The organism is Shewanella putrefaciens, assembly GCF_016406325.1.
Classification (GTDB): domain Bacteria; phylum Pseudomonadota; class Gammaproteobacteria; order Enterobacterales; family Shewanellaceae; genus Shewanella; species Shewanella putrefaciens.
In genome coordinates this window covers 1,662,807-1,688,349 of sequence record NZ_CP066370.1, presented here as the reverse complement: position 1 = coordinate 1,688,349, position 25,543 = coordinate 1,662,807, and the positions used below count along the sequence as shown (strand labels likewise).

Genomic DNA, 25,543 nt, shown 5'->3' with positions numbered 1-25,543 from the left:
TTTGATTATTGCTATATTTCACCAGCGATTAGGGATAAGCAGTGAATAAAGTGTTCACAAGATCCCTTTCCCAAGCGGAAAGTGTTTCGAATAAAAAAACATTTTCTCGATAGCAACTCATTGATTTGCAAATCGTATATTGAGTAAAAATACCACAAATACGTTTTTACGATTAAATCGAGAAAGTCACCTTGTTTGTATAGGTTTTTTCAGATGCTTTCCTCCCAGATTTCGAAGAATATTTTAACTTGTCGTCAGACAAACCGATTCGACTTGGGCATTACCGGAACGAAACTAAAGAATTTATGGGGTTGGTTGATGTTTTACAACGAATTCCTTGTTTTTGTAATCATTAAAAAATAAGCCATAAATAGGATGCGACACGCAGCGACTGCGTCTAACAGTAATGCGCACCTTGCCTAGCCACTAGCCGTGAGGCTCAGTTGACCACTGCTAGGCCCGTAATGCAGCGAAACGTGATGTTTGATGACCTCTATTTAAAGAAGAATGACGTCATCATGAAACGTATGTTAATCAATGCAACTCAATCAGAAGAGTTGCGTGTTGCCCTTGTTGATGGGCAACAACTGTATGATCTAGACATTGAAAGCCCAGGTCATGAGCAAAAAAAATCCAATATTTACAAAGGTAAAATTACCCGCGTAGAACCCTCTTTAGAAGCCGCTTTCGTCGACTATGGCGCCGATCGTCACGGCTTTTTGCCACTAAAAGAAATCGCCAGAGAGTATTTCCCTAAGGGTTATTCCTTCCAAGGCCGCCCCAACATCAAAGAAGTCGTCAGTGAAGGGCAAGAAGTAATTGTCCAAATTGACAAAGAAGAACGTGGTAATAAAGGTGCAGCCTTAACTACATTCATTAGCTTAGCGGGCTCTTACTTAGTATTAATGCCAAACAACCCTCGTGCAGGCGGAATTTCTCGTCGCATTGAAGGTGATGAGCGTACTGAGTTAAAAGAAGCGATGGCTGATTTGGAAGTGCCTGCTGGTATGGGGCTGATTGTACGTACTGCGGGTGTAGGCAAAGAATCTGCCGAGTTAAAGTGGGACTTAAAAGTACTCCAACATCACTGGGCAGCCATCACTGAAGCGGCCCAAACCAAAGGTGCTCCTTTCTTAATTCATCAAGAAAGCAATGTGATTGTACGTGCGATCCGTGACTATTTGCGTCGTGATGTAGGCGAAATTCTCATCGATCATCCCCGTATTTATGAGGAAGCTAAGCAACATATTTCCTTAGTTCGTCCTGATTTTGTTGAGCGAGTAAAACTTTACGAAGCTGAAGTACCGTTATTCACTCACTTCCAAATTGAGTCTCAAATCGAATCTGCCTTCCAGCGAGAAGTCCGTTTACCTTCTGGTGGTTCGATAGTTATCGACCCAACTGAAGCCTTGACATCTATCGATATTAACTCTGCCCGCGCAACTAAAGGCGGCGATATTGAAGAGACTGCGCTTAACACCAACCTCGAGGCTGCCGATGAAATTGCTCGCCAATTACGTCTACGCGATTTAGGTGGCTTAGTGGTTATCGACTTTATCGATATGACGCCTGTGCGCCATCAGCGTGAAGTTGAAAACCGCTTACGTGACGCCGTTCACCACGACCGCGCCCGAGTGCAGTTAGGCCGTATTTCTCGTTTCGGTTTAATGGAAATGTCGCGTCAGCGCCTGCGTCCCTCTTTAGAAGAATCGGCGGCGCATATCTGCCCTCGCTGTCATGGCCAAGGCACGATTCGCAGTACTGAGTCTTTAGCACTGTCAATTTTACGTTTGATGGAAGAAGAAGCCATCAAAGAAAACACCTCACAAATCGAAGCGATTGTGCCTGTGGATGTTGCAGCTTTCTTGTTAAACGAGAAACGCAAAGCTATTCGCATCACTGAACAACGTCACGATGTCGAAGTATATGTAATACCTGATGCGCACATGATGACGCCAGATTATCGTGTGATCCGTCACCGTAGTGACGACGAAATTAGCGAATCTAGCTATAAACGTATCGAACATCCAGAAGCTAAATTGTATGAGCCACGTAAACTGGAACGTACTGCTGCGCCAACGCCTGCTTTAAAAGGTTTCGCTGCGCCACAAAAAGTGGAACAAGCACCATCACCAACGGTGAAAATAGAAGCGCCACAACCAAGTTTCTTTAGCAAGCTGATAGGCACCATCACAGCATTATTTGCATCAAGTGATAAAGCTGAACCCGCAAAAACAACGGAAACCAAAAATACTGATACTAATGCGGCTAATGCAAATCGCCGTAACCGCCGTACAGACACCCGTCGCCCTCGAAATAGTCAAGACGCTGATAAAGCGAAAGAAGGCAGCCGTGAGCCACGTAATCGCAATGCGAAGAAAACTGCCGAACCAGTAGCGGTAGCAACTCAAGAACGTACAGTTCGCGAGAAAGAAGACTCGGCAAAACGTCCTGCGAAAGTGGAAACTAAACCTCGCGTTCAAGCTCCAAAAGAAGTCATTGCAGATCTAGAGGCCGATACACCGAAGCAAGAAGTTGCCCGCGAACGCCGTCAACGTAGAAATATGCGTCGCAAAGTCCGTATCGATAATGGCAATAACACGCCAGATAACGCGATCCCAATTGCACCAGAGGAAGCCGCAGAAGTACTCGCGGAAATTGCAGCCATTAACGCCGCGGCAAGTATTGATGCTAAAGCCGAGGTAGCTGCCGAAGCGCCGACTATTGAACCCAAAGCACCAAGAGCTCGTCGCCAACCGCGTAAAGAAGCTATCCCCGCTCAAGCTACGCTAGAAACGGTAGCCGAAGAAGGTACTCCTGTTGAAACCGCGCCAATAGAGACCGCTTCCGTTGATGTTGTGGAAATACCTGTAACTGTCACTGCTGACACTTCAGAAATGGCTGAACCTCTTGTCGTATCTCAAGATAACGAAGCTGAAAGTGCTGAAGATGAGAACACTAGTGCAGATGAGCAATCAAAACGCGAACAAAGAGATGGTCAACGTCGTAGCCGCCGTAGTCCACGTCATCTTCGCGCTGCTGGCCAACGTCGTCGTCGTGATGAAGATGATCAAGGCGTCTCAGCACCAGCCCAGTTCGTTCCTAACGACGAATTAGGTGCAGATCAAGAATACCCAACTGAAGTCACTCACAGCGCACACGTTACGGGTCCAAGTTCAGCCCCAATGGTGGAAGCCGTAAAAGCAGAAACAGTTGAGCAGGCAGAAACTGTCGCCGTAGTGGAAGATACCGCTCCAGTTACAGCGCCAGCATCTACTACAGAAATAGAAAAGATTGCTATTGCAGACGCTCCTGTGGCAGAAACACCTGTCATTCAAAAAGTGGCTGCCGAAGCAACAATCACTCCGGTTGTGTCTGAAACCACTGAAACTCAAGTGCTAGAGCCAAAAATCGAAGAAACCAAAGCAGAGACAGTTGAAGATATTGCTGAGGCCAAAACAGAACCACAAGTCGTTTTACAACCCGCCTCAGTGGTTAAAGCAACCGTTGTACAAGATATCACTAAAGTACCAACTAAAGCAGTTGCATCTGCACCAATGACAAAACCGGCAGCCATTGTTAAACCACAACCCAAGGTTCAAACAGAGGCCACCAATGTCAATTCACAAGCGGCTGATGTTACTGATGCAGTTGTAAGCAAACCTAAAACAACAAGTCGTTTTGGGGCTATGGTATCGTCGGATATGACTAAACCTGTCGTTGAGGTGAGAACGCAAGTTGAAGTGCCAAAAGGACGCGAGTATGACAATACTGCGAGCGAGGATACCTCTGCACCTAAGGTCAAACTAGCGAACAGCGCGGAATCGGATATGGCTCGCCCATAATCTTAATAAGCGAGCATTTAAAAGCCACTCACAAGCTGTGAGTGGCTTTTTTATTACTCAGAGCAAAGGAACACAAGCTAGAATGTTTTATGGCCTCCCAGACGACCAATAAATAGATAAGCACTGATCAACGAGAAGAATGACAGACGTCCTCTCACCTATGTACTCAGAAACTGATATCAAAGCACTAGCGGTGTACGGTCCAATCCACACAGTAACACTATCGATAAACATTTACGACTATCGAACCCTCTAAGAAGCCTTTGACTAGTTATTTATCTTTATCAGATAGTTATATCGAATAACTGTATGAGTTTTGCCCTGTATATAAGCTAACATTATTTCCTGAATAGGAAGTATGATTGTTTTACTTCTAGCTGTGTCTTATTGCGGTACGAGGTTTAAACATACCTCATTGGAGCGTTCGCTGGTTGAATGAATATCCAGACACTATGAGATATCGACTAACGCTTTTTAGGGGGGAGAGTAGTGAAGATTAAAACTGGGGCATTGGAAATTAGAGAATCAGATAAACAGATAAACAGATAAACAGATAAACAGATAAACAGGATTGATTAACATTCAGGTAAATGACACAAACAAAAAGAGCTATGGAAAAACCACAGCTCTTTAAATCCGTTGCGATTAGCTCTTGGCTAATTGCACTGAAAATTAACCAATGATGGTTACGTTTTCAGCTTGTGGACCTTTTTGACCTTGAGTCACAGTGAAAGACACTTTTTGACCTTCGTCAAGAGTTTTGAAACCGTCAGAGTTAATCGCACGGAAGTGTACGAATACATCTGGACCTGATTCTTGTTCAATGAATCCGAAACCTTTGTCAGAATTGAACCACTTAACAACACCAGTAACTTGAGACATAATATAAATCCTGTAAATAAAAATTAAAGCCTTAACGGCGGTGGAGCTGGAAAATGCCGGTATTACTTATGTTTACAGGACGAACTGGTCGTATTGAACACATAAATATAAGCCCAACCTTCAAGCTAGTAAGACTATAAACCATTCTAAAGATAAGTCAACATACTGCGACACTTTGAAATATTTATTTTGCTTAAATCAACTTAGGTTTTGCAACCGGCTTGCAGAACGTAATGTTCATGCGGTCTAGCTGTTACAGTTAAGCACTTTAAATAACTTATTTCAATAGCTTAAATTGACTATCTTGCAATACGATAAACCTCAATTTGAAAATCTAACTCACAACTTAGCCCTTGTGTTACCAAAGATTGCTTCTGCTCTGTAGTAAACTTCCATGCATAGGGCGTCATCTCTAGAAAATGTGAAATATGCTCGGCATTTTTTAATCCCAGTTGTGACATCAGTCGTTGCTGATGAATACATTCAAATCCTTCAAGACTCGCATTAGACTCTGGATGTAACCTTGGTTCAGCGTAAATTTGCTGTTTAAGGGCAAAATGGTGCATTGGCCCCGGTGAAACAGTGATTAATACACCATTTTTAGCCATGATCCGCTGAAGTTCTTCTACTTTAGAAGGCGCATAAATACGTATGGCTAAATCCACCGTTTGTGAAGCAATCGGCATCTCATAAGCACTTGCCACACAAAATTGTAAGTTAGGATACCGTTTTGCAGCATATTTGATTGCCGATTTAGAAATATCCAATCCCTGTAAAACACACGGGTGGTCCTGCTCAAATACGTGAAATAATCTATGACTGTAATAACCTTCTCCACAGCCTATATCCAAAATATGTTTTGCTCCTGCAGCATATTCCAATGCCAATGCATTCACTCTATCGCTCAACATTTGGTAGTATCCTGCGTTTAAAAACTCCCGCCTAGCAAACATCATCTGTTTGTTATCGCCAGGATCTTTTGAGTTTTTCTTTTGTACAGGCAGCAAGTTAACATAGCCTTCTTTGGCTATATCGAACTTATGTTGCTGTGGGCACACCCAACTAGCTCCGGCACGGGCAAGTAATCCGGAACAAAGTGGACATAAATAACGCATAGATAAACCCTATTTCGTGTCGCTAAAATGGAAAACGAGCTTACATCTCGTCTTCCGTTAATCGTTTAACCATTTCTACGAGTTCAGGAGATGCGAGCAACTCATAGCACTCTAGTTTTCTTAGTGATTTGTCAATATTTTCTACATCATTTGATGCACGACCATAGTTAGGCCGTTCAAACATATGCGTATAAATTCGGAACATCCATTGACATTTTTTCAGCAACAAGGGTTCCAATTTTGCGGCTTCTTGCGCCAAACTTGGATGACAAATTCCAAAATCTCCACGTAAAAACGCGTGTAACTCAGCCCTCACTTGTTCTATTTCAGCCATATGCACAGCAAGTGCTTCAGAAGATATAGTGTAGTCATACTGCCGTGCCAATAAGGCTTTGGCCATCTGTAGCACTTGAGGTTCGTATAATGCTCTTAAGTCAGTTTCGAGTGGGATGAGTTCAAATTTGGAGACTGTTTGTAACGCAAAATTCAAACCATGACTTGAATCTAATTTGAATGAGACTCCAGACCTTAATTCATCAGTACAACACTTAGGTGCGATCCCTATGCGGCTATACATACGTATCCCTTGTCCTACCGTTCGGGGAATTGTCTTGCCAAATTGACTATTTGGGGATAATGCCGGATTTACCGTCAGTTCCAATAATGGCTGAAAACGGATTGCAATTTTTGGTCTACTATCTAAGACAATAAGCTCCAGTAACGGCGCACTCATCGCTTGGAGCACGATAAAGTCACTGATATCTGAGGGCAATGTTAACGTTAAAACAGATGCTTGCTCGGCATCAAGCACCATAGGCTCATTGAGATATTGCAGAAACATAAGACATTAACTCCCCTTTTCAGGGCGAATTGTAACGCCCAAAAGCAGGAAAAAACATCTATTAGGTGCTTATCTTTTCAAGATAATTCCTCAACTTCAATTATATCGTCAATGTTCTTCCGAGGAGTTTCAGTGTTAAGATGCTATTATTCGATAAAATGTCATTCGATTTTAATTTATGTCTATACCATTCCAGCCAAGCATATTCTGGCACGACTATGAAACTTTTGGTGCCAATCCCGCAAGGGATAGACCTGCACAATTTGCAGGCATTCGAACCGATTTAGATCTCAATATCATCGGTGAACCAGAAACCTTTTACTGTAAGCAAGCTACTGACTACTTACCTTCACCTGAAGCTATTTTGATCACAGGGATTACACCACAACTTGCGAATTTAAAAGGCATTCCAGAAACGGAGTTTATGGGTCGTATCCAAGCTCTTTTCAGCCAACCAAATACTTGTGTCGCTGGTTATAATTCTCTGCGCTTTGATGATGAAGTGACCCGATACGGATTTTATCGCAACTTTATTGATCCCTATGCAAGAGAATGGCAGAACGGAAATTCTCGTTGGGATATCATTGATTTAGTCAGAGCTTGTTATGCATTTAGACCCGACGGTATAAACTGGCCACTAAAAGATGATGGTTCGCCTAGCTTTAAATTAGAACATCTGACCCAGGCAAATGGGTTAAGCCATGAGAAAGCCCATGATGCGATGTCGGATGTATATGCGACCATCGCCATGGCAAAACTCATCAGAGAAAAACAACCCAAGTTATATCACTACTATTTTGAGCTGCGCCGCAAACAAGCCGTCAGTGATCAAATCGATGTGCTTAATATGCAACCTTTGGCGCATGTCAGTTCAAAAATTAGTGCACGTAATGGCTGCACAACATTAATTTCCCCCGTTGCCCATCATCCAACCAATAAAAATGCTGTTATCTGCGTTAATTTAGCAATGGATTTAAGTCCGTTGTTTGATCTAAATATTGAACAAATTAAAACTCGGATGTATACCGCCAGAGCCGAACTTGCCGAAGATGAATTGCCTATCCCAGTAAAACAAATCCATCTCAATAAATGCCCTTTTATTACCTCGGCTAAAATTTTGGACGATGCTCAGGCCTCAAGGCTTAATATCGATAAAGCATTCGCAAGGGAGCAATATAAGCGATTAAGGAATCATCCAGAGCTTAGGGAAAAACTTGCACAATTATTTGAGCACGATGGTGAAAGTACTACCGTTGATCCTGATTTAATGTTGTATTCTGGTGGTTTTTTTAGTTCAGCTGATAAAGCTAAAATGGAAATCATCCGCCACACTTTACCGCAGAATCTAGCGGCGCTCGAATTACAATTTGACGATGTCCGTATGCCTGAAATGCTGTTCCGCTATAGGGCACGCAATTATCCGGAATTACTTGATGATCAAGAATCCCATCGCTGGCGTGAATTTTGTCAAAATCGCCTCGCCGACCAAGATTATTTGTTGAAGCTTGAGAATCTGCTTCAAAATACCGTAGATGATGAAAACAAACAAAAACTGCTTGCAGCACTGTGTCATTATTTACGTGAGTTATAACTTTTCTAGCATCAGCGAAAATTTGTTTTATTTGTATGGTGAAATCGGTCAAATACATAACTCATTTCCAGCTTGGGCCGCATAAACGCGAGCTAACTCGCATTTATGTTGTAACAAAATTACTAGAATGTTCTTCCATGAACTTAACAAATAAGGAACCGGGAAATGCAAGATAGATTCATTCGTAGCATAACCCAGCTGCCGCTGCCGTTAGCTGATGCACTTATTCCCCTATTACATCAAAACTTTGCAGGCCACATTGATGCAATGCAACTTGCCAAATTAACCCTCGCCAGCAAAATGACTGAGGCAGAGGTACTACTCGCACTATTACCTATTGCTGCAGCACTGGCAAAGCCGCCAATAAGCGAGTTTTATGTAGGCGCAATCGCCAAGGGGAAAAGTGGTGATATTTACATGGGAGCAAACTTAGAACTTCCCGGTGAGGCCTTATTCCATTCCGTACATGCAGAGCAAAGTGCGATTAGTCATGCTTGGTTAAGTGGTGAGAGTCAAATTGTTGATATAATTGTCAATGCTAGCCCCTGTGGTCATTGTCGGCAATTTATGAATGAGCTGGTTGATGGCGCCAACATTACAATTCATCTACCTGCACAGGAAAGCCATTCACTTGCTTATTATCTCCCCTATGCATTTGGTCCGAAAGATTTAAATGTCGTCTCACCGCTGCTTGCAAAACAGCAAACTGAGTTTGTGCTAGATAGCAGTGACCCCATGATTATTGAAGGTTTAGATCATGCTGGTTTAAGTTATGCCCCGTATACTCAAAGCTTTGCCGCTGTGGCACTAGAAACCCATGATGGCGCGACCTACTGCGGACGCTATGCCGAAAATGCGGCCTTTAATCCTTCAATGTTGCCGATGCAAATGGCACTGTCAAATTTAACTCGGCACAACCGAGAATTTAGCGACATTCGTCGTGCAGTATTGATTGAATCATCTCAGGGGAAAATCAGTTTAGTTGGAGCAACGATGGATGCGCTACATACAATAGCGGCTGTTGAACTAGAACATATTGTTGTCGATCCCGTCTAACAAAACTCATGTGCGGTGATAGAAAGTACTATCACTGCACTATTTTTGACTCGTCCATTTGGCCTGCTGAATTCCCCTGCGTTCTGCCATCTTTACATAGCAACCACAACGTTCCTCTTCTGACATCGACCGCCAAGCTAAAATTTCATCGAGATGTCGAAAACACCCCAAGCAAACATCCTGCTCATTTAAACAACAGTTCCTGACACAAGGGTTTGAAAGCGGATCATTCTGACCAGACAGCATATTCATTGCCACAGGGTTCAGTGAAATGGAATCGCCTCCCCCCAGGAAAAGTAAATATCCCTGTGGTAATTTTTCCTCCCGCTGCGATAACCGCAGCCTGGGTACTCTCTAAATCATTGCTATACAAAACAATCAGCGGGCTGCCACGTAAAAGTGTGAAATCAACATCCGCTTGATAAAATCCGCCCGTGATGCCTGCATCCATAAAGCAACTATATTCTGGACCGTAATCCACATAACACCAACCAAACACCTTATTAAAGAAGGTCTTAGAACTCGCTATATCGCGGCTGGGTATTTCCAGATAATTAATACTGTGATGATGGTTCATAGCGCCTCTGGTAAGTGAATAGAATTTAGTAAGTGAATATAATTCTTAGATAAACATGGAAGCCTAAGCTCCCATGTTTCGGCTCGCTTTTAAGTACCAGATTAGCCTTGGAGCAAGGCGGCGACAAGTCCTATCATCCCACCAAACACACCGCCCCAAACAACTAACCACCCCAAGTGAGTTTGGATCATCTCTTGTACAATCTGCTTTACCATTTGTGGCGTCAATTCATTTAGACGCTGCTCAACAATATTGGCAATTTTTATTTGCAAATCGGCCATAATATTAGGCTGTTCAATTTCTTGCTTCAGTAACAGATGAAACTCCTCACTTTGGGCCATTTCCACTAAAGAGGCTTTCATTTTCTCAATAAAAGGAGCCTTTAGTGGTGCTAGGGCCTCTGTACCACCAAACATTGCCAGCATGCCACCAAAAGAAGATTGTGCAACAGTACTAACAAGGGCATCAAAAGATGGAGCCAGATCGACCTTATCAATCACGGGAGTCAAATCGATTTTAGTGACCCCTTCTTTCTCAGATAAAAAGCGGTCAATATTTTCAGTCGTAAAAAACTGCTTCATCATCAAATGTGCAATACCCGCTTTAAATTCTTCAAAACGAGAGGGAACCACCCCAGAACCATACAATCCTGGCACTTTTTCAAACAACATATATACGGCTAGCCAGTTCGTTATCGCCCCCGATAATGCAAACAAACCTACATTAAACAAAATGGGTGACCCTATACCGTAGCCAATCAGAATACACAGCGCAGCCAATGCATTCGTTACTAAACTTTTATCCAATCTTAAATCCCTCTCAATACCATCAAAATGATGTAAAACCGCACTATATTACCAAGCGAATAGGATTAAGGTCTAACTGTCGAGGCAACCATTGTGGATAATTGCTAGGCAACCTTTGATTTGCCCTACTCAATACAATAATCAAAATTTATCGTCATAAATACTGCATCGACATTAAAGATAAAACGAACACAAACTCCCATAATACCATTTATTAACATTAACTTAATTTAATCCAATGCAGCGTTAAATGATGGAAGATTTCGAGATCGACTTATGAATTCTTAATGAGCCTCGACTACACTCTAAGTGGGTAATATGCCCCTCAACCTACGATGATTAATTTACACTAACAACAAAAGGATGCGCCCATGGACTCTGCGTTCAACACTGCTGGAGCCTTAAGCTGGCACGAACTCACTACCATAAACACCAAAGAAGCAATGCTTTTCTATGGTGAAATATTTGGCTGGCAATTTAGAACTGTCAGGACACCCCATGGAAAATACCACATTATTGAAAACCAAGGTTCAAGTATTGGAGGTATTACTGAAAACTTAATTCCAGCATTTCCTTCCCATTGGACAGGCTATATTACGGTTGCAGATGTCGATCTCGTCGCCATAAATGCTAAAAAACTGGGGGGCGATATTCTCTTCGGGCCTGAAGATATTCCGGGCGTAGGTCGATTTTGTTGGATTAAAGATCCACAGGGCGCCATTATTGCAGCAATAAGCTACACCACCGCCTAAAATAGGCCTGCTATAGTAGGTAAGCTCAGCAAGAACAAATACTAAGGTAACATCTGTGAAGCTTTGGTTATTGTTTAATTTCAACTAAAAGTTAAACGAGTTACGGTAAAGTAACACTCAGATTTTACTAGTAAAAACATAAAACAAAATGTGTAAACTCAGGCGTTATTCGCTAGAATGGCTCCATTTGTTGATAGATTTCACTCTACTTTACGCATCGGAGCCTTGATTCTACTATGCATTCCCCGCTTTCGACCTTAAAAAAATCTTTCTTTAAACGCCCAAGATACCAACGGGTGCTCGTTTATCTCACGATGCTCTATTGTTGTTATGTGGCGACCTTAGGGCTCATTATTCCTTTCGGTATGGTGTCTTTCGCACCTGAAAGACTCTCTCAATTGCTAGGCCGTCAAGTGATAATTGATGACATTCGTATAAATCCATTCACATTTAAAGTAAACATTGACGGGCTGACTATTAACGAAAAAGATGAAAAAACCTTTGTCTCCAGTAAAGGGATCCAGCTCCAACTTAACTTTTGGCAATCTATTTTTAAAAGGGCGCTGGTTATTGAAAATCTTCATCTACAAGAACCCAATATTCATATCCACCGTTTTCAAACACAAGATAAAGCAGCATTTAATTTTGACGATATATTGATAACCCTTAACGAAAATATCGCCCCCACAACGCAACATCAGTCCAATGAGCAAACTAAACCGCTGCGAATATTACTCAGCCTATTTACCTTAGATGCTGGTAAGTTTAGTTTCGATGACAATATCACCCAAGCAAACATCAATTACCCAAGCATTAATATTAAAGTCAGTCAATTAGATACTGACTATATAATGACAACAACGACATCAGCGTTGAAAGATACGTTAGCGTCCTCGCTCGAAACACTAAAAAGAGAACCCACTCCAGAGGCCAGTCCTTCTGCCTCGACAGAAATAGTCTCCTCAAATGTCATCAATAATCACTTTGCAATGCAATTTAAGGATGTCCATGAAGGAGAAATAAGCCTAGAAGGGCAATTTCAACTCTTCCCGTTTATGCTCGACGGTGATATCCAAATCGCAAAGTTAAAACTCAGTACAGTGTGGCAATTTATCGATGACCACTTTGATATTACGCTTAAAAATGGCGAAATAAGTGCAAAGTCACATTATCGGGTTGATCTACCTGATAATGGCTCTCTACAAGTCATGACTAATCGTGGACAAGTGATCCTTGAGAAGCTCAATGTGACAAACCAAGACACTCCAGTCCTGACGCTTCCTCTACTGGCAATAGATGGCATTGCAGCCGATCTGCAACGGCAAAAAATTAATATCAACCAAATACATAGTGATGGATTATCCCTCAATGTGATCCTCGATGAACAAGGTGTTGATCTTGCAAAACTCCTAACCCCAAAATCGATGGCACAATCTCAAACGTCTACGGCTAAAAAGGCTAATGATCCCACTCAGGCACCAAATGAAGAAACTAATAAAGAAGATTTGGCGACATCTCCAACCTTAGCAAACACTGCGGATAGACAGCACACAAGTGAACAACTCACGCCCTCATGGTTAGTCCAACTCGATAAGCTCACCCTTGAAAACTATGATGTTAATTTCAGTGAACAAAAACTCACGCCTTCACCTCAACAATGGCGCATATACCCACTCAATTTTGCCACTAAGACCATAGTGAGTGACTTAAAAGCACCTATCGAATATGAACTATCCTTTGCTATCAATGATAAAGGGAGTTTCGCATCACAAGGGCAAGTTGATCTAACCAGTGAGTCCATTGATGCCAAATTGCAAATGGATAAACTGGCATTAGCGCAATTTCAACCTTATTTAGCGCCCTATGTAAATATCAAGCTTAAAAGTGGCCTCTTGAGTTCACAGGGACAGGTAAATGCCGATGCTAAAGGCCAAGCAATTTATCGCGGCAGTGTCGAGCTGGATGACTTGAATGTGCTAGATAATTTACGCAATGCGCCATTAGTTAAATGGCAAAAAATGCATATTAATCAGCTAGATTTTGACCAGCAAAAGAATCAAATAAAAATTGACCATCTCGCCCTTAATCAGCCCTACGCTAAAATTGTTATTGCCAAGGATAGAAGTACAAATATCAGCAATCTGATTGTTGAAACGTCCGCTGATAACACTTTGGTCGTAAAAACACCGCCTAATGTTACCGTCCCCGAAACGGGAAATTCTGACATTAAAAATACGGGTAACCAAACTCGTGAAAGTGTTACCCACGACAAACCTGAGTTAAGTTTAGACATTCAAAAAATCAGCTTTAGTCAAGGCTCAGCCTATTTTGCCGATAATTCTTTAACGCCCAATTTTGCTTCTGGCATTGAACTGCTTGATGGGCATATAAGTCATCTATCTTCAACTCCAGGAACAAAAGCTTCTGTTGATATCAAAGGTAAAATTGATAAATATGCCCCCGTGACCCTAAAAGGGGATATTAACCCCCTGTTGGATATGCCCTATCTTGATCTCGATCTCGTATTTAAGAGTGTTGAACTCACATCCGTGAATCCCTATTCAGGAACCTATGCAGGTTATTATATTGATAAAGGTCAACTCTCCCTCGCGCTCAATTATAAACTTGAGCGTAACCAGCTAAAAGGCACGAATCACTTAGTCATAGATCAACTAAAACTCGGCAAGCCCAGTAATAGTGACTTAGCCACAAGTCTCCCCATTACGTTAGCCATTGCATTATTGCAAGACCGTAACGGCGTTATCGATCTCGGTATGGAAGTTTCAGGAGATTTAGATTCTCCCAGTTTTAGCGTGGGAAGTATTATCATGACAGCCATCACTAACGTGATCACTAAAGCCGTTACCGCACCATTCTCATTCCTCGCGAATTTAGTCGGCTCAAATGAAACTTTAGATAAAATTAGCTTCAGTGAAGGAAGCGTTATCCTCGATAGCAAAGCACAAGCAAACTTGGATAAACTTGCCAATGCGTTAATCGATAGACCTATGCTCAAACTGAGCATTGAAGGTGAAGTTGATGCGATTAACGATAGCCAAGCAATTGCTGAACGTATGATGAAGCGTAAATTAGCTAAACTTGCAAATATTCCTTTTAATGAACTCCCTACAGACTTAAGCCCAAGCCAATTCCCAACAAAAGGAGCACTCGCAGAAGCCTTGGTAAAACTGTACGAACAGGAAGTAAAAGCAGATCCGCAATTAGTAAAAGACACAGTACTGAATGATACAAAAGAGACATCATTATCGGCTGAAGATATACTGACTCGTTGGCATATCGCCCTCTATAACTTGTCAGTTAAAGCTCAAAATGTCACCAATGGCATGCTAGGGGATCTCGCTCAAGAAAGGGCCAAAACAGTGAAAGCTTATCTAGTCGATGCCAAAGATATTTCACCAGAGCGAATTTTTTTACTTGAAAGTCGAGTCACACTGAACCCAAACGCTGCCCAAGTGAATATGACGATTGATGTAAAATAAATTACGCGATTAAATCGTAACCTCCCGCGCAGCTAAACGCCCTGCAATTTGCAGGGCGTTTCCTTCATGGTGCTTAACTAATATTTCATGGCCTACCACACTTGTTACAACTTAAGCTACGGACCGTTTCGTGCATTGTTTTGCGCATTAGGTTACACTTTGCCGCTTTATGCGAAGGCGATCACACGGTCCACAATATAAGACTAATCAGACACATCCAACTGATTCGTCAGCGTACTTGATAATAGGCACCTGTAACGCGCTCAATTCGACTTTTACTCGAGGTACTCATGTTCATTATTCGCTGGATTTTAGGCCGGATTATTTTGTTTCTAAACGTTGTTTTTGCACCTAATAAGCGACAACGTCCGCAGGAGGAGCAACAAAAAATTGATGCAGAAACCCAAGCTATGGCACTTTATCAATATCCTGCCTGCCCATTTTGCGTAAAAGTACGCAGAGCAATGCTTAGACAAGGGCTGAATATTCAAACACTTGATGCGAAAAAATCTCCCCATAAGGATGAGTTAATGACTCAAGGTGGCAAACAGCAAGTACCTTGCTTAAGAATCGAAGAAAATGGTCAAGTGCAATGGTTGTACGAATCTAAAGATATTATCAATTACTTAGAACAACGTTTTGCATAAAATATCCAAGGCACCTAGTCCAAGCTAAGTGCCTTCTATCGATAGATAAACCTAACTTTATTTTCGCCATAAATATTCGCGATCCGAATAATCAAATAACCACTGGGGTTGGTACACCACCAGCAGTGTAACAGCCATCCCATTTAACAATGCTTCAGGAAAAGCCAGCAATGGTATTAAAATTAAGTAGTTATCAACTAATAACTCCCAGTTATAATCTGCTGAAAACCACAACCAAATTGCCCAACTAAACTGGTGAAATACCGTTGATAATCCCGCATTAATAAAGGCACCGACAAAGATAAAAACAAAGATATGTTTGGGAAAAAGATGGTAGCTGCGGCTATACAACATGAAAGATAAAAACAGTGGTATCGCTATAGCAAATAAACCAAATGCGCCAAATACACCCGGTTGTTTTAGGACAAAAAGACTGAAAAATGCACAAGGCAATAGCAAACTGACTGTGGCTAACCGCCAACCGAACAGCAATAAGCAGGTCACTATCCCTAAGAAATGCAAATGCAAACTGAGCTGGATACTGGCATTTAAAAGCCATAGTGCATTGATGACGACCAACGTCAGTAGCAATCGCCGCTGTAGCCCCTTATCCTTCGCAACTTGCTGTAACTCTTCCTTCGGCCAAATAATATAAACCCAGAGTACCAACAGCGCTAAAGCGATCACTTGGACTAAACTCATACTCCATTCAATTTGCGCTAGTTGACCAGACCAAAACTCCCACATCAACGCTTATTCCTTGTTTCAATGTCCGTTATTCATCAGACCTTACGCAGTAAAAAGTCATATAGCAAAAATCGCCATAATTCTATGATATTTGCCTCCATATTAAGGTATTCTTCTGGAAGTTAATAACCTACGAGTAAAAAATTGATTATGTCATTGAGATCTATCAGCCTTGTCGCCCTAAGCTGTATATCGCTTATCGCCTGTAGTAGCGCTCCCATTGATCCAACTGAATTAGCAGGTAAATTAAAAGATAGGTTAACAACTGATATTAAAGCAGATGGTCTGAAACTCTTTATCTATCAAGCGAATCTTATTGATGAAGCGTCAATCAGGGACAATACTGAGCGCCCTTTCCCCCATGAAGATCGAATGCGTCAAAAATCACAGGATCCCCAAGAACTGCGTAGAAGCTATAAGGAGAAGGAAGCAATACTCGAAATCTGGGGGCAGCAGGTAGAACTTGGCCTCATAAAAACGTTAGAAATGACAGGTTACTGCCGCGAAGGATACTTCGAATTAAGTCGTATGATCGAGTCTGGGCGAGGTGAAATACGCGGAGAATGCAAAGAAGGTGCAACTGACGCAGATAGACAAAAATTTGTGCAATTTTAACGAAAAAATGCGCGTATATGCGCGTATAAATGACACTACGCGCATACACTACAGGTTAGCACTGGTTAGCTTACACCGTTTCTGTTATTGGAGTGGCACGATTTTCCAATAGTACAGGTATACCTTCTGTAATAGGGTATGCCAATTTATCCGCTTTGCAGATCAACTGTTGTGCAGTTTTATCGTACTCAAGTTTTCCCTTGCATACAGGGCAAGCTACTATATCCAGAAGTTTTTTATCGAATGCCATGAGAGTTTCCTTGTTTAGCAGCAACCACCTCGTGAAGACGGCTTAATAGCTGCTCATCAAATTGTGGCGATAGCTTGGCATTGACCGCCAAATACCACCAGTTTTCTTGTGCAAAATCGCGACATTTAACCGCATCTTTTTCGGTCATCATCAGCGGAAGGTCTTTTGCCAAATCACATAATTGTTTTTTATCGTAGGCTTGATGGTCATCAAACCCGTGGGATAACACCACTTGATAGCCTTGCGCTTGTAACGAATCGAAGAAACGAGTGGGATTACCAATACCAGCTATAGCGACAAGAGGCTGTGATTTATCAAAGTCAGTGGTGATGATATTACCATCCACCGCTTTTACCTGTGTCGGTGCCAGTTGCATTTCAAATTGCCCCACATCTGCATTGCCGCCATTAATAACCACAAAGTCAACGTCTTTAAGCCGCCAAGGCCCTTCCCTTAAGGGCCCTGCAGGTAGTAAATACTCATTTCCTAGACGGCGTTGGCCATCAATGACGACAAGTTCAATATCCCGTCCAAGTGCGTAATGTTGTAAACCATCATCACAAATGATCACATCAACGCCATGCTCAGCGATAAGGACATTTGCAGCCTCTACACGCTTAGAACCGACAACCATAGGAACACCAGAGCGTGCAACAATCATCGCAGGTTCATCACCTACATCGGTGGCACTTGCGTTATAGGCAACCTGCTTAACACCATCAATATTCGCACCATAACCACGGCTTATCACACCAGGATTAAAACCATGTGCACGTAATAACTCGATCAGATAAATGACCATTGGCGTTTTACCACTTCCGCCTACCGTAATATTACCGACCACAATCACAGGAACAGGGAGTATGGTTTGCGCTTTTAACCCTAATTGGAATAAACCTCGGCGCACAAAGGTGATGAATCCAAATACAAAGGATAAAGGCAGTAACAGCCATTGTAATGGATGGCCCTGATACCAAATTTTATTAACGAGCGTTTGCATCTAGTTACCAAATTGCATTTGATACAGCTTGGCATACATACCACCCATTTCCAGTAAGGATTTGTGGGTGCCTCGCTCAACAATACGACCTTGGTCTACCACGAGGATCTGATCTGCACTTTCAATGGTTGATAATCGGTGAGCAATAACCACTGAAGTGCGGTTTTGACGCAAATTATCAAGTCCCTTTTGGATCGCTTTCTCAGACTCAGTGTCAAGCGCTGAAGTCGCTTCATCCAGGATAAGCACAGGTGCATCACGCAACATAGCGCGTGCGATGGCAATACGCTGCCTTTGTCCACCAGACAACAGCACGCCATTCTCCCCGATTTGTGTATCCAATCCCTCAGGAAGCTGATCGATAAACTCCATCGCATGGGCAAGTGTTGCCGCCTCAATGATTTGCCCACGGGTCACTTCACCTGGATATGCGTAAGCAATATTGTTAGCAATAGTATCGTTAAACAAAGTCACTTGTTGAGAGACAAGAGCCACTTGATTACGTAGTGATTTCAACGAGTAATCATAAATACTCACATCATCGAGCAAAATATCGCCAGACTCTAACCCTGTGTAGAAACGCGTCACCAAACTTGCAATGGTTGATTTACCCGAGCCTGAACGCCCTACTAATGCCAAAGTTTGGCCTTGTTTAACCTCAAAGCTGACATGATCGAGGGCTCGGCGTTCTTGGCCTTCATAGCTAAAACAAACCTCATCAAAACGTAAATTACCTTGAGCCCGTTTAACAGTGTAAGTTCCTGTATCGGATTCAGGTAAAGTATCTAATAATTCAAACACTGTGGTACAAGCAGCAATACCACGCTGAAACTCAGCATTCACGCGGGTTAAGTTTTTGATGGGCTGTAACATGGCCATCATCGCACCCAAAATAGTGGCAAATGTCCCAGCGGTAAGATCCGTTTTCATACTGTCTAAACTGGCGGCATACAGTACAAATGCTAAAGCGAAAGAACCAATCACCATAATCACAGGTTGACTTATCGCTTGAGCTACGGCTAATTTCATATTTTGATTACGATTTTTATCATTCACCTTTGCAAAACGAGCAATTTCAGTTTCTTGTCCACCAAAGGCTAAAACGTTTTTATGGCCTTTAATCATCTGCTCTGTGGTCGCACTCACCCCTCCCATAGCTGTTTGAATTTGCTTAGAAACCTTACGGAAACGGCGACTGACCATAGTCATGACCAACCCCATAAGCGGGCCAATCACCAAGATACAAAGGGATAGCTTCCACGAATTGTAGAACATGAGTACTAACATCCCCATCACAGTAACACTGTCTCTTACAATAGAAATCAATGCACTACCAGATGCCCTTGCAATCTGTTCAGTATCAAAGGTGACTTTAGATATTAAATTTCCCGTATTTTCTTTATCCATGTAGCTTACGGGTAGGCTGAGATAATGCTCAAACACTTGCTGACGCATATCCATGATCAAACGAGCACTCATATAAGAGATGCCATAGGTTGAAATAAAGTTGGCAAGACCTCGTAGGGAAAACATTAAGATAACCACAAGTGGTGCCATCATTAACACATCATTGTTGGCATGAAACCCTTGGTTATTCGGCAAGGCAATGCTGCTACTGATTGCAGTAGGGGCACCACTTGAAAATCCTTTATCGATAAAGGGGCCGATAAAAGCGATGAAGGCCGCATCGACGACCCCATAAACAATAAGCCCGGCAACGGAAAGCAAAAACATGCCTTTCATTGGTTTGAGATAGCCCAGTAATCGTTTGAAAACTACCCACATTTCGTTATTAGGAGATGCTGTCATTGATAACACTAAATTATGGCAAAGTGCACATTCTACTCTGGATTAATCAAGTCACCAAATCTAAACAAGCGGTTGTACCAAAATGGCGCAAGATCGCGCCTATAGGTTTTCACTTCTCGACTATCATGGCGAAAAATCACACTAATCTGCCCTTCTATTCCTGTGGTTAAATGAGGGATATTCCGCGCCTGATAACGATCAACCACCACGGGTTTAGGAAAACCGTATCGATTTCCGAGCCCCGCGGGGAAAAGAACAAGCTCAGGGGAAACTGCATCAATAAATGCTTCGGTTGATGAGCTTTTGCTACCGTGGTGTGGAGCGATTAAGACTTGACTCATTAATATCGTCGGCTGCATTTTGACTTGCGTTAATAATTTCATTTCACTATTTTTTTCAATATCCCCCGTCAATAAGACACGCTGCTGAGTATCATCAATGCGCACGACACAAGAACCATTATTTCCCGCTATTGGTTTTTGTGGAAAAATGATGCTTATTTTAAGGTCCTGCCAGTTAATTTGCTGAGGTCTACAGCCCTTTCCAGCTATTTCAGTTACATCGGTTATCCATTGAGCTTTAGGATAAGCCGCTAAGAGAGCAGAGGCTCCGCCAGCGTGATCGTTATCGCTATGGCTAATAAACACATAGTCAATTTCTCGGATCCCTTTAGCATTTAAAAAAGGAATAATCACCCGTTGACTGTAACTAAAACTCTCTCCAAATGCGGCGCCAGTGTCATAAATTAGTCCTCGGCCTTCTTTCTCTATAACAACAGCTAACCCCTGCCCTACATCTAATAAATGCATTGACCAAGTCGCTGACTTTAAAGGTAACCATTTTAATAAAAATGATAAGAGAAACGGAACAAAGAGTAAGCTCACTATAAAACGCCAAGGCCAATATAGACGTTGTTTAGGGATGTAACGCCATAATACACCGCCTAATACTCCACACAATGCCAATGCCAATACACTTTCGGAGACCACTTGCCAATGAATGGGTAACTGACCGCTTATCGCTAATAATTGTCCATAGGGCATCAAGGCCCAATTGCTTAGTTCGAGTAAGCCCATCCAGGAGAATCCAAGCGCAGTACCAATCCACCAGCACACAAAGCCCGCCATTGCGATGGGGATAACCACAAAACTAAACCAAGGTACTGCAAGCATATTAATCCACAGACTATGTGCACTTATGCCACCAAAAAGCACCGCTTGCACGAATCCAAGCCCAAGACTCAATCGCCATTGAATAGACCAAAATTGCAATAACCCTGCACGAACACGCCCTAAAGGGGTGATGTCATTAGTTAATTGGTGTACTTTAGGAGCGGCCTCTAAGGTATACAAAATAATGGCTAATGCACAAAATGACAGCCAAAACCCAGCACTTAAACAAGCAAGAGGATCAATCAATAGCACCATAAATAAAGCAAATAACAAGCGTTCCCATGGACTCGAAAACCGCTTTAATAAACTGAGTAACATTAAGAGTAATATCATCACCAGTGCACGTTGTGTCGATATCCCAAAACCCGCTAAATAAGCATAAAATGCAGCGCCTATGCCTGACAGTAACAACGCAAAAACCCAATTTCGCCGACTAGGATGAGGAACAAAACGAGTTAATCCAAATATCATCACAGCATAAATCCATGCTGTAACCACAGATAAATGTAAGCCTGATATTGCCACTAAATGCCCTGTTGCCGTTTGCCTTAGCATTTGCCAGCGTTCAGATGAAATAAGCTGCTTATCTCCCAAAATTAACGCCAGTAGAAGATCTCCCTGTTGCAATGGCGCCAATTGAGGAGCTAATGCCGATACGAGTTGATTTCTTAAGGAAGGCTGACTCTCAATTAATTCCGCTTTTATCACTCGTCCTTTACCAACAATATGCTGACTAATTAATTGCTTCTGCTCATTATATCCGCCTTGGTTCAGCACATTAGACACACTTTTAGGTGTAATAGTGAATAACCAAACCTGCCCGACTGCCACGTCTGGTGGCGCTTTCCATGTCAATCTTAGTTTTGCGCGGGGTCTTAAGATTAAATTTGGTTTAATGATGGCAATATCCAAACTAAGCCAGTCGCTGTTTTGGCTAACTAGTGATATGATTTCACCCCTCACCTGTAGAGGTTGTTGTTGCACAGGAAGGTCCTGCCTAGATAATCCTAAGCAAAAAACCGTTAGCCACAGCATTGCAAAGAGTACACCTGAACAAAGCGGTGCTTTTTGATATAAGATTAAAGCCCCGACCAAAAGATAGGGTAGATAAGCTACAGGCGGCAACGATGGCCATAACATCGCTGATAATAAACTGGCACTAAAGCCTAAGATGAATCGATTCATAGTGAATTAAGTTAAGACAGCAATTTCAGCTATGCCAAAAAAATTAATCAAAAAATTTATGCCTAAGCCTGAAACCCTACGTGAACATAAACATTTACGCATATTTGGGCGCTTACTACACAACCCAAATCTTTGGGCGCTGAACCGAAAATCCGCCCCCGGCGCTTTTGCTGTTGGTCTTTTTGTCGCATGGATCCCTATGCCTTTCCAAATGGTTGCAGCAGCGGCATTTGCCATTCTATTTAATGTCAATATCCCCGTATCCGTTGCATTAGTATGGATTACGAATCCACTCACTATGCCTGTGATGTTTTATGGTGCTTATTTATTGGGCGCAAAAATTTTAGACCATGCCCCGCAGGAATTTGCCTTCGAAGCCAGTTGGCAATGGATTGAGTCATCACTCACAACAATTGGCCCTGCGTTTTTAGTCGGTTGTTTGGTATTAGGTGTAATTTTTTCTTCGATTGGTTATTTGCTTATCAGTAATTTGTGGAAATATTCCATTATGTTTAAATGGCAAAAACGCCAACATAAGTAGTTTCGTTGATAGCTAACTTACTCCTATCGATAGCTTAACTACTTAAAATTTGTGCTCCCTGTATACTTTTTGATGATAGAAATTAAATACCTGAATAGTTCAACATTATCGGTGTTCTGTTGGTACATTAATGTTTTCTATGCCCCCATAGATTAACGCCTACCTCTTTATACTGTGGCCGATATCTATCTTGTGAATTGAGTCACAGAGAATTCACGCACTTTTCCCTAATTAACCCACTTTTGCTGTTACTATTTATAAAAATATTGCGTAGGGAGTTTATATGCCATTTTATCGTCAATACGGGGCAAAAGGCCTTAAAGCCGTAGAACATTTCGTATTAATCATTATTGCTATTGCAACAGTCGTCGCAATTGGACAGGAAATTGTTCATATTTTTAATGCTGGTGCGGTAGCGCTCGCAGACTTACTCTTACTGTTTATTTATCTTGAAGTCTTAGCTATGGTGGCCAACTACGCTGAATCGGGTAAATTACCCGTACGGATGCCACTGTATATTGCTATCGTAGCATTAGCGCGTTATCTGATTTTGGATATGAAAAGTATGGATGATTGGCGAATTGCAGCCATTTCACTATCAACCTTAATCTTAGCTGCAACCGTAATTGTGATCCGTTGGGGCCAACTAAAAATGCCTTACCCAAAAAATCAAGAATACGACAACTAATCACATACCCGAGTCAGTGCCATTGTCCCCATTCAGTGGCACTACCGTCCTTATTTAAAACTCTCACCAAAGACCTCGCTTTCACATTGGTATTCTGCCAAAAAGCAATTATGCTAGTTCTACAAAGATCAATTATTTACAAGGCAATTAAATTATGGGTGAGCATCATAGTGGCTTTGAAGAAAAACGCGCCTCTCTGCGAGTCGATATGGAAGCAGAACGAGTACTCCTAAATTGGATCGATCAAGATGGCGTTAGCCATTGTGATGATGGTGTCTGTATTGACTTAGCGAGGAAGGGTATCATGTTTGACTATAAACATCCTTTCGCACTCGGCGAGCTAGTTGAGGTCACTTTCAATCCCCATACTCCCGAAGAAAATAGCGTAAAAGGTCAAGTCTGTCGCTGCGCTCAATGCCACGAGAAAAGCTATCATATTGCCATGCAATTACTTTAATTTGATTCGAGCTATGCAGGGTTCATGGGGCTGTTCTACACTGAATTAATTCAAAGATTCAGTCAGAGGATGTCACCATGATATTGCTGGTAGGCGGAGAGAAAGGAGGAAGCGGTAAAAGTTGTCTCGCACAAAATATCGCGGTTTATATCAAGCAAAAATCTCAAGCCAATGTTCTTATGGTTGACTGCGATCCACAGCGAACGACTTCAGATTGGATCCAAGCCAGAAATAATGACCCAAGTTTACCCCCGATTAACTGTATTCAACTCTACGGGAAAATACGTAACGATTTACTCAGCTTAAATGAGCGATTCGATTACGTGATAGTAGACTGTGGTGGCCAAGATAACCTTGCAATGCGCGCTGCGATGTCAGTCGCAGCCTATGTTGTGATCCCTTTAAGACCCAAAAGGCGGGATCTTAAAACGCTACCCCACATGGAAGATATGCTCAGCACCTGTAAAATGGTCAATCCTAAAATGGTTGCCACTATTGTGCTCACGCAATGCCCTGCACTTCCTACACAATTTAAGCGGATTTTAGAAGCCAAAGAAGTTGTACAGTCCTTTGGATTGAAGGTACTCAACTCGGTCACTTTTTGTCGTAACATTTATGATGATAGTGAAGAAAAAGGCTCTTCTGTCATCGAAATCGAACCCGATGGAAAAGCCGCTGATGAAATTCGTGCCATTGTGGATGAATTATTCACATTACCACCAGAAAATAGCTATGAGCTTAACTGATCTTAAACGCAAGAAACCCAAACACATTATCACCCCTATTTCTGTGGATGATTTTATCGAAGATGCGAATAATTACGCCTTGGGTAAAGAGAGTCAATTAACTGCAGCCCCAAAAATGGGGAATCAAGGGTTAAATAAAAAATCAGTAAAAATATATCGACATGCCACTTTTACCCTAACAGAAACCAGTATCTCCCAGCTCGATAACCTTTCAAAAGCAACCAAAATTGCAAAGTCGCGGTTACTGCGAATGTTAATTGACGAATTCAGCCATCGTTCAACAGATGAACAATATCGACTCATTAATAAAGAGGAAGAAGATACCTGACAAAAGCGTGTGATGCTTAGGGTTATTTAATCTCAATCTCTAAATATCAACACGCTCGAACACACTTCAAGTTAGTAAGGATAATCAGTGATGACATTGACGTCCTGCAACAACAGTCATTCCCTGCAAAGTTTCTTGGCACTTACCTTTAGTCACTAAAAAATCAATCAACTCCGATGCAGTTAATCCCTCAATACTGCAAGTATGATAGCGAGCAGACTCACCAAATGTTTGTGCCATCAGGGAAATCAATTCAGACTTTAAAATAGCGTCACCATGGGCTACCATCAGCGCCATAACATCATGACCGTGAACAGAATCGGACATACCCTCTCCAAAAGATGCAATTAATATTGTTCTTTATATCCGAACTGTTAAATTTTAACTCTGATC

General features: G+C 42.1%; 24 protein-coding genes. 12 read left to right on the top strand and 12 right to left on the bottom strand.

The annotated features are described in order from the left end of the window. Positions 1–464: 464 nt before the first annotated feature. Positions 465–3,845 carry a ribonuclease E gene (gene rne, locus JEZ96_RS07500; protein WP_061782698.1) on the top strand — a complete coding sequence of 1,127 codons (3,381 nt, stop codon included), beginning with the start codon at positions 465–467 and terminating at the stop codon, positions 3,843–3,845. 672 nt (positions 3,846–4,517) lie between these two features. Here the strand turns inward: rne and JEZ96_RS07495 are convergent. The 3 genes from JEZ96_RS07495 to JEZ96_RS07485 all read right to left on the bottom strand — a co-directional run bounded on the left by JEZ96_RS07495 (position 4,518) and on the right by JEZ96_RS07485 (position 6,683). After that, the gene (locus JEZ96_RS07495; RefSeq protein ID WP_011789734.1) at positions 4,518–4,727 is read right to left on the bottom strand and encodes a cold-shock protein; all 210 of its coding nucleotides are present in this window, start codon (positions 4,725–4,727) and stop codon (positions 4,518–4,520) included. Positions 4,728–5,026: 299 nt separating this feature from the next. After that, a complete protein-coding gene (gene rlmA / locus JEZ96_RS07490; protein WP_011789735.1) occupies positions 5,027–5,842 on the bottom strand; it encodes a 23S rRNA (guanine(745)-N(1))-methyltransferase in 816 nt (271 codons plus the stop codon). A 40-nt stretch (positions 5,843–5,882) separates the two neighbouring features. Beyond that, the gene (locus JEZ96_RS07485; RefSeq protein WP_011789736.1) at positions 5,883–6,683 is read right to left on the bottom strand and encodes a hypothetical protein; all 801 of its coding nucleotides are present in this window, start codon (positions 6,681–6,683) and stop codon (positions 5,883–5,885) included. A gap of 178 nt (positions 6,684–6,861) precedes the next feature. Here JEZ96_RS07485 and sbcB point away from each other — a divergent pair, with 178 nt between their 5' ends. Together sbcB and cdd are read left to right on the top strand one after the other, a co-directional pair. Beyond that, the gene (gene sbcB, locus JEZ96_RS07480; RefSeq protein WP_011919096.1) at positions 6,862–8,274 is read left to right on the top strand and encodes an exodeoxyribonuclease I; all 1,413 of its coding nucleotides are present in this window, start codon (positions 6,862–6,864) and stop codon (positions 8,272–8,274) included. A 165-nt stretch (positions 8,275–8,439) separates the two neighbouring features. After that, positions 8,440–9,330 (top strand): cytidine deaminase, encoded by an 891-nt coding sequence (gene cdd / locus JEZ96_RS07475; protein WP_128090110.1) that lies wholly within the window; start codon positions 8,440–8,442, stop codon positions 9,328–9,330. A 39-nt stretch (positions 9,331–9,369) separates the two neighbouring features. Here the strand turns inward: cdd and JEZ96_RS07470 are convergent, their stop codons facing one another. From JEZ96_RS07470 to JEZ96_RS07460, 3 genes are all read right to left on the bottom strand, one after another. Then, the gene (locus JEZ96_RS07470) at positions 9,370–9,582 is read right to left on the bottom strand and encodes a DUF1289 domain-containing protein (RefSeq protein ID WP_025008252.1); all 213 of its coding nucleotides are present in this window, start codon (positions 9,580–9,582) and stop codon (positions 9,370–9,372) included. Further along, a complete protein-coding gene (locus tag JEZ96_RS07465; protein ID WP_061782699.1) occupies positions 9,557–9,907 on the bottom strand; it encodes a VOC family protein in 351 nt (116 codons plus the stop codon). Before JEZ96_RS07465 ends, JEZ96_RS07470 begins: the two co-directional genes overlap by 26 nt. A 101-nt stretch (positions 9,908–10,008) precedes the next feature. Continuing rightward, entirely contained in the window at positions 10,009–10,713 is a 705-nt protein-coding gene (locus JEZ96_RS07460) for a hypothetical protein (protein ID WP_011919095.1), read from the bottom strand. A 371-nt stretch (positions 10,714–11,084) separates the two neighbouring features. On the opposite strand from JEZ96_RS07460, the gene JEZ96_RS07455 reads away from it, so the two are divergent. The 3 genes from JEZ96_RS07455 (at position 11,085) to JEZ96_RS07445 (ending at position 15,612) form a co-directional block, all read left to right on the top strand. Beyond that, the gene (locus tag JEZ96_RS07455; RefSeq protein ID WP_011789819.1) at positions 11,085–11,465 is read left to right on the top strand and encodes a VOC family protein; all 381 of its coding nucleotides are present in this window, start codon (positions 11,085–11,087) and stop codon (positions 11,463–11,465) included. 236 nt (positions 11,466–11,701) lie between these two features. After that, positions 11,702–14,965 (top strand): DUF748 domain-containing protein, encoded by a 3,264-nt coding sequence (locus tag JEZ96_RS07450; RefSeq protein ID WP_025008250.1) that lies wholly within the window; start codon positions 11,702–11,704, stop codon positions 14,963–14,965. 290 nt (positions 14,966–15,255) lie between these two features. Continuing rightward, positions 15,256–15,612 (top strand): glutathione S-transferase N-terminal domain-containing protein, encoded by a 357-nt coding sequence (locus tag JEZ96_RS07445; RefSeq protein ID WP_025008249.1) that lies wholly within the window; start codon positions 15,256–15,258, stop codon positions 15,610–15,612. 57 nt (positions 15,613–15,669) lie between these two features. Here the strand turns inward: JEZ96_RS07445 and JEZ96_RS07440 are convergent, their stop codons facing one another. Further along, positions 15,670–16,359 (bottom strand): energy-coupling factor ABC transporter permease, encoded by a 690-nt coding sequence (locus JEZ96_RS07440; RefSeq protein ID WP_061782703.1) that lies wholly within the window; start codon positions 16,357–16,359, stop codon positions 15,670–15,672. A 150-nt stretch (positions 16,360–16,509) separates the two neighbouring features. On the opposite strand from JEZ96_RS07440, the gene JEZ96_RS07435 reads away from it, so the two are divergent. After that, positions 16,510–16,974, top strand: a complete 465-nt coding sequence (locus tag JEZ96_RS07435; protein WP_011789823.1) for a hypothetical protein — start codon at positions 16,510–16,512, stop codon at positions 16,972–16,974. A 70-nt stretch (positions 16,975–17,044) separates the two neighbouring features. Here JEZ96_RS07435 and JEZ96_RS07430 read toward each other — a convergent pair whose 3' ends face one another. From JEZ96_RS07430 to JEZ96_RS07415, 4 genes are read right to left on the bottom strand one after another with little or no spacing between them, the layout of a single operon-like run. Next, the gene (locus JEZ96_RS07430; protein WP_011789824.1) at positions 17,045–17,224 is read right to left on the bottom strand and encodes a Trm112 family protein; all 180 of its coding nucleotides are present in this window, start codon (positions 17,222–17,224) and stop codon (positions 17,045–17,047) included. Beyond that, positions 17,211–18,224, bottom strand: coding sequence for a tetraacyldisaccharide 4'-kinase (lpxK, locus tag JEZ96_RS07425; protein ID WP_025008248.1), 1,014 nt, complete (start codon positions 18,222–18,224; stop codon positions 17,211–17,213). Before lpxK ends, JEZ96_RS07430 begins: the two co-directional genes overlap by 14 nt. Next, positions 18,225–20,033 carry a lipid A export permease/ATP-binding protein MsbA gene (gene msbA / locus JEZ96_RS07420; RefSeq protein WP_061782704.1) on the bottom strand — a complete coding sequence of 603 codons (1,809 nt, stop codon included), beginning with the start codon at positions 20,031–20,033 and terminating at the stop codon, positions 18,225–18,227. Between the two features lie 32 nt (positions 20,034–20,065). Then, positions 20,066–22,390, bottom strand: a complete 2,325-nt coding sequence (locus JEZ96_RS07415; protein ID WP_025008246.1) for a DNA internalization-related competence protein ComEC/Rec2 — start codon at positions 22,388–22,390, stop codon at positions 20,066–20,068. A 31-nt stretch (positions 22,391–22,421) separates the two neighbouring features. Between JEZ96_RS07415 and JEZ96_RS07410 the strand changes: the two genes are divergently transcribed. The 5 genes from JEZ96_RS07410 to JEZ96_RS07390 all read left to right on the top strand — a co-directional run bounded on the left by JEZ96_RS07410 (position 22,422) and on the right by JEZ96_RS07390 (position 25,150). Continuing rightward, the gene (locus tag JEZ96_RS07410; RefSeq protein WP_011789828.1) at positions 22,422–22,931 is read left to right on the top strand and encodes a DUF2062 domain-containing protein; all 510 of its coding nucleotides are present in this window, start codon (positions 22,422–22,424) and stop codon (positions 22,929–22,931) included. 283 nt (positions 22,932–23,214) lie between these two features. Next, the gene (locus tag JEZ96_RS07405; RefSeq protein ID WP_011789829.1) at positions 23,215–23,619 is read left to right on the top strand and encodes a phosphate-starvation-inducible protein PsiE; all 405 of its coding nucleotides are present in this window, start codon (positions 23,215–23,217) and stop codon (positions 23,617–23,619) included. Positions 23,620–23,773: 154 nt separating this feature from the next. Further along, positions 23,774–24,076: a PilZ domain-containing protein gene (locus tag JEZ96_RS07400; protein ID WP_011789830.1), complete on the top strand. Its 303-nt coding sequence runs from the start codon at positions 23,774–23,776 to the stop codon at positions 24,074–24,076. Positions 24,077–24,153: 77 nt separating this feature from the next. Continuing rightward, the gene (locus JEZ96_RS07395) at positions 24,154–24,822 is read left to right on the top strand and encodes an AAA family ATPase (RefSeq protein ID WP_011789831.1); all 669 of its coding nucleotides are present in this window, start codon (positions 24,154–24,156) and stop codon (positions 24,820–24,822) included. Further along, the gene (locus JEZ96_RS07390) at positions 24,809–25,150 is read left to right on the top strand and encodes a ribbon-helix-helix domain-containing protein (RefSeq protein ID WP_011789832.1); all 342 of its coding nucleotides are present in this window, start codon (positions 24,809–24,811) and stop codon (positions 25,148–25,150) included. The genes JEZ96_RS07395 and JEZ96_RS07390 overlap by 14 nt, the downstream gene beginning before the upstream one ends. Positions 25,151–25,234: 84 nt before the next feature. Here the strand turns inward: JEZ96_RS07390 and JEZ96_RS07385 are convergent, their stop codons facing one another. After that, complete coding sequence (locus JEZ96_RS07385; RefSeq protein ID WP_011789833.1) at positions 25,235–25,477, bottom strand: YecH family metal-binding protein; 243 nt, start codon at positions 25,475–25,477, stop codon at positions 25,235–25,237. Between the last annotated feature and the right edge of the window lie 66 nt (positions 25,478–25,543).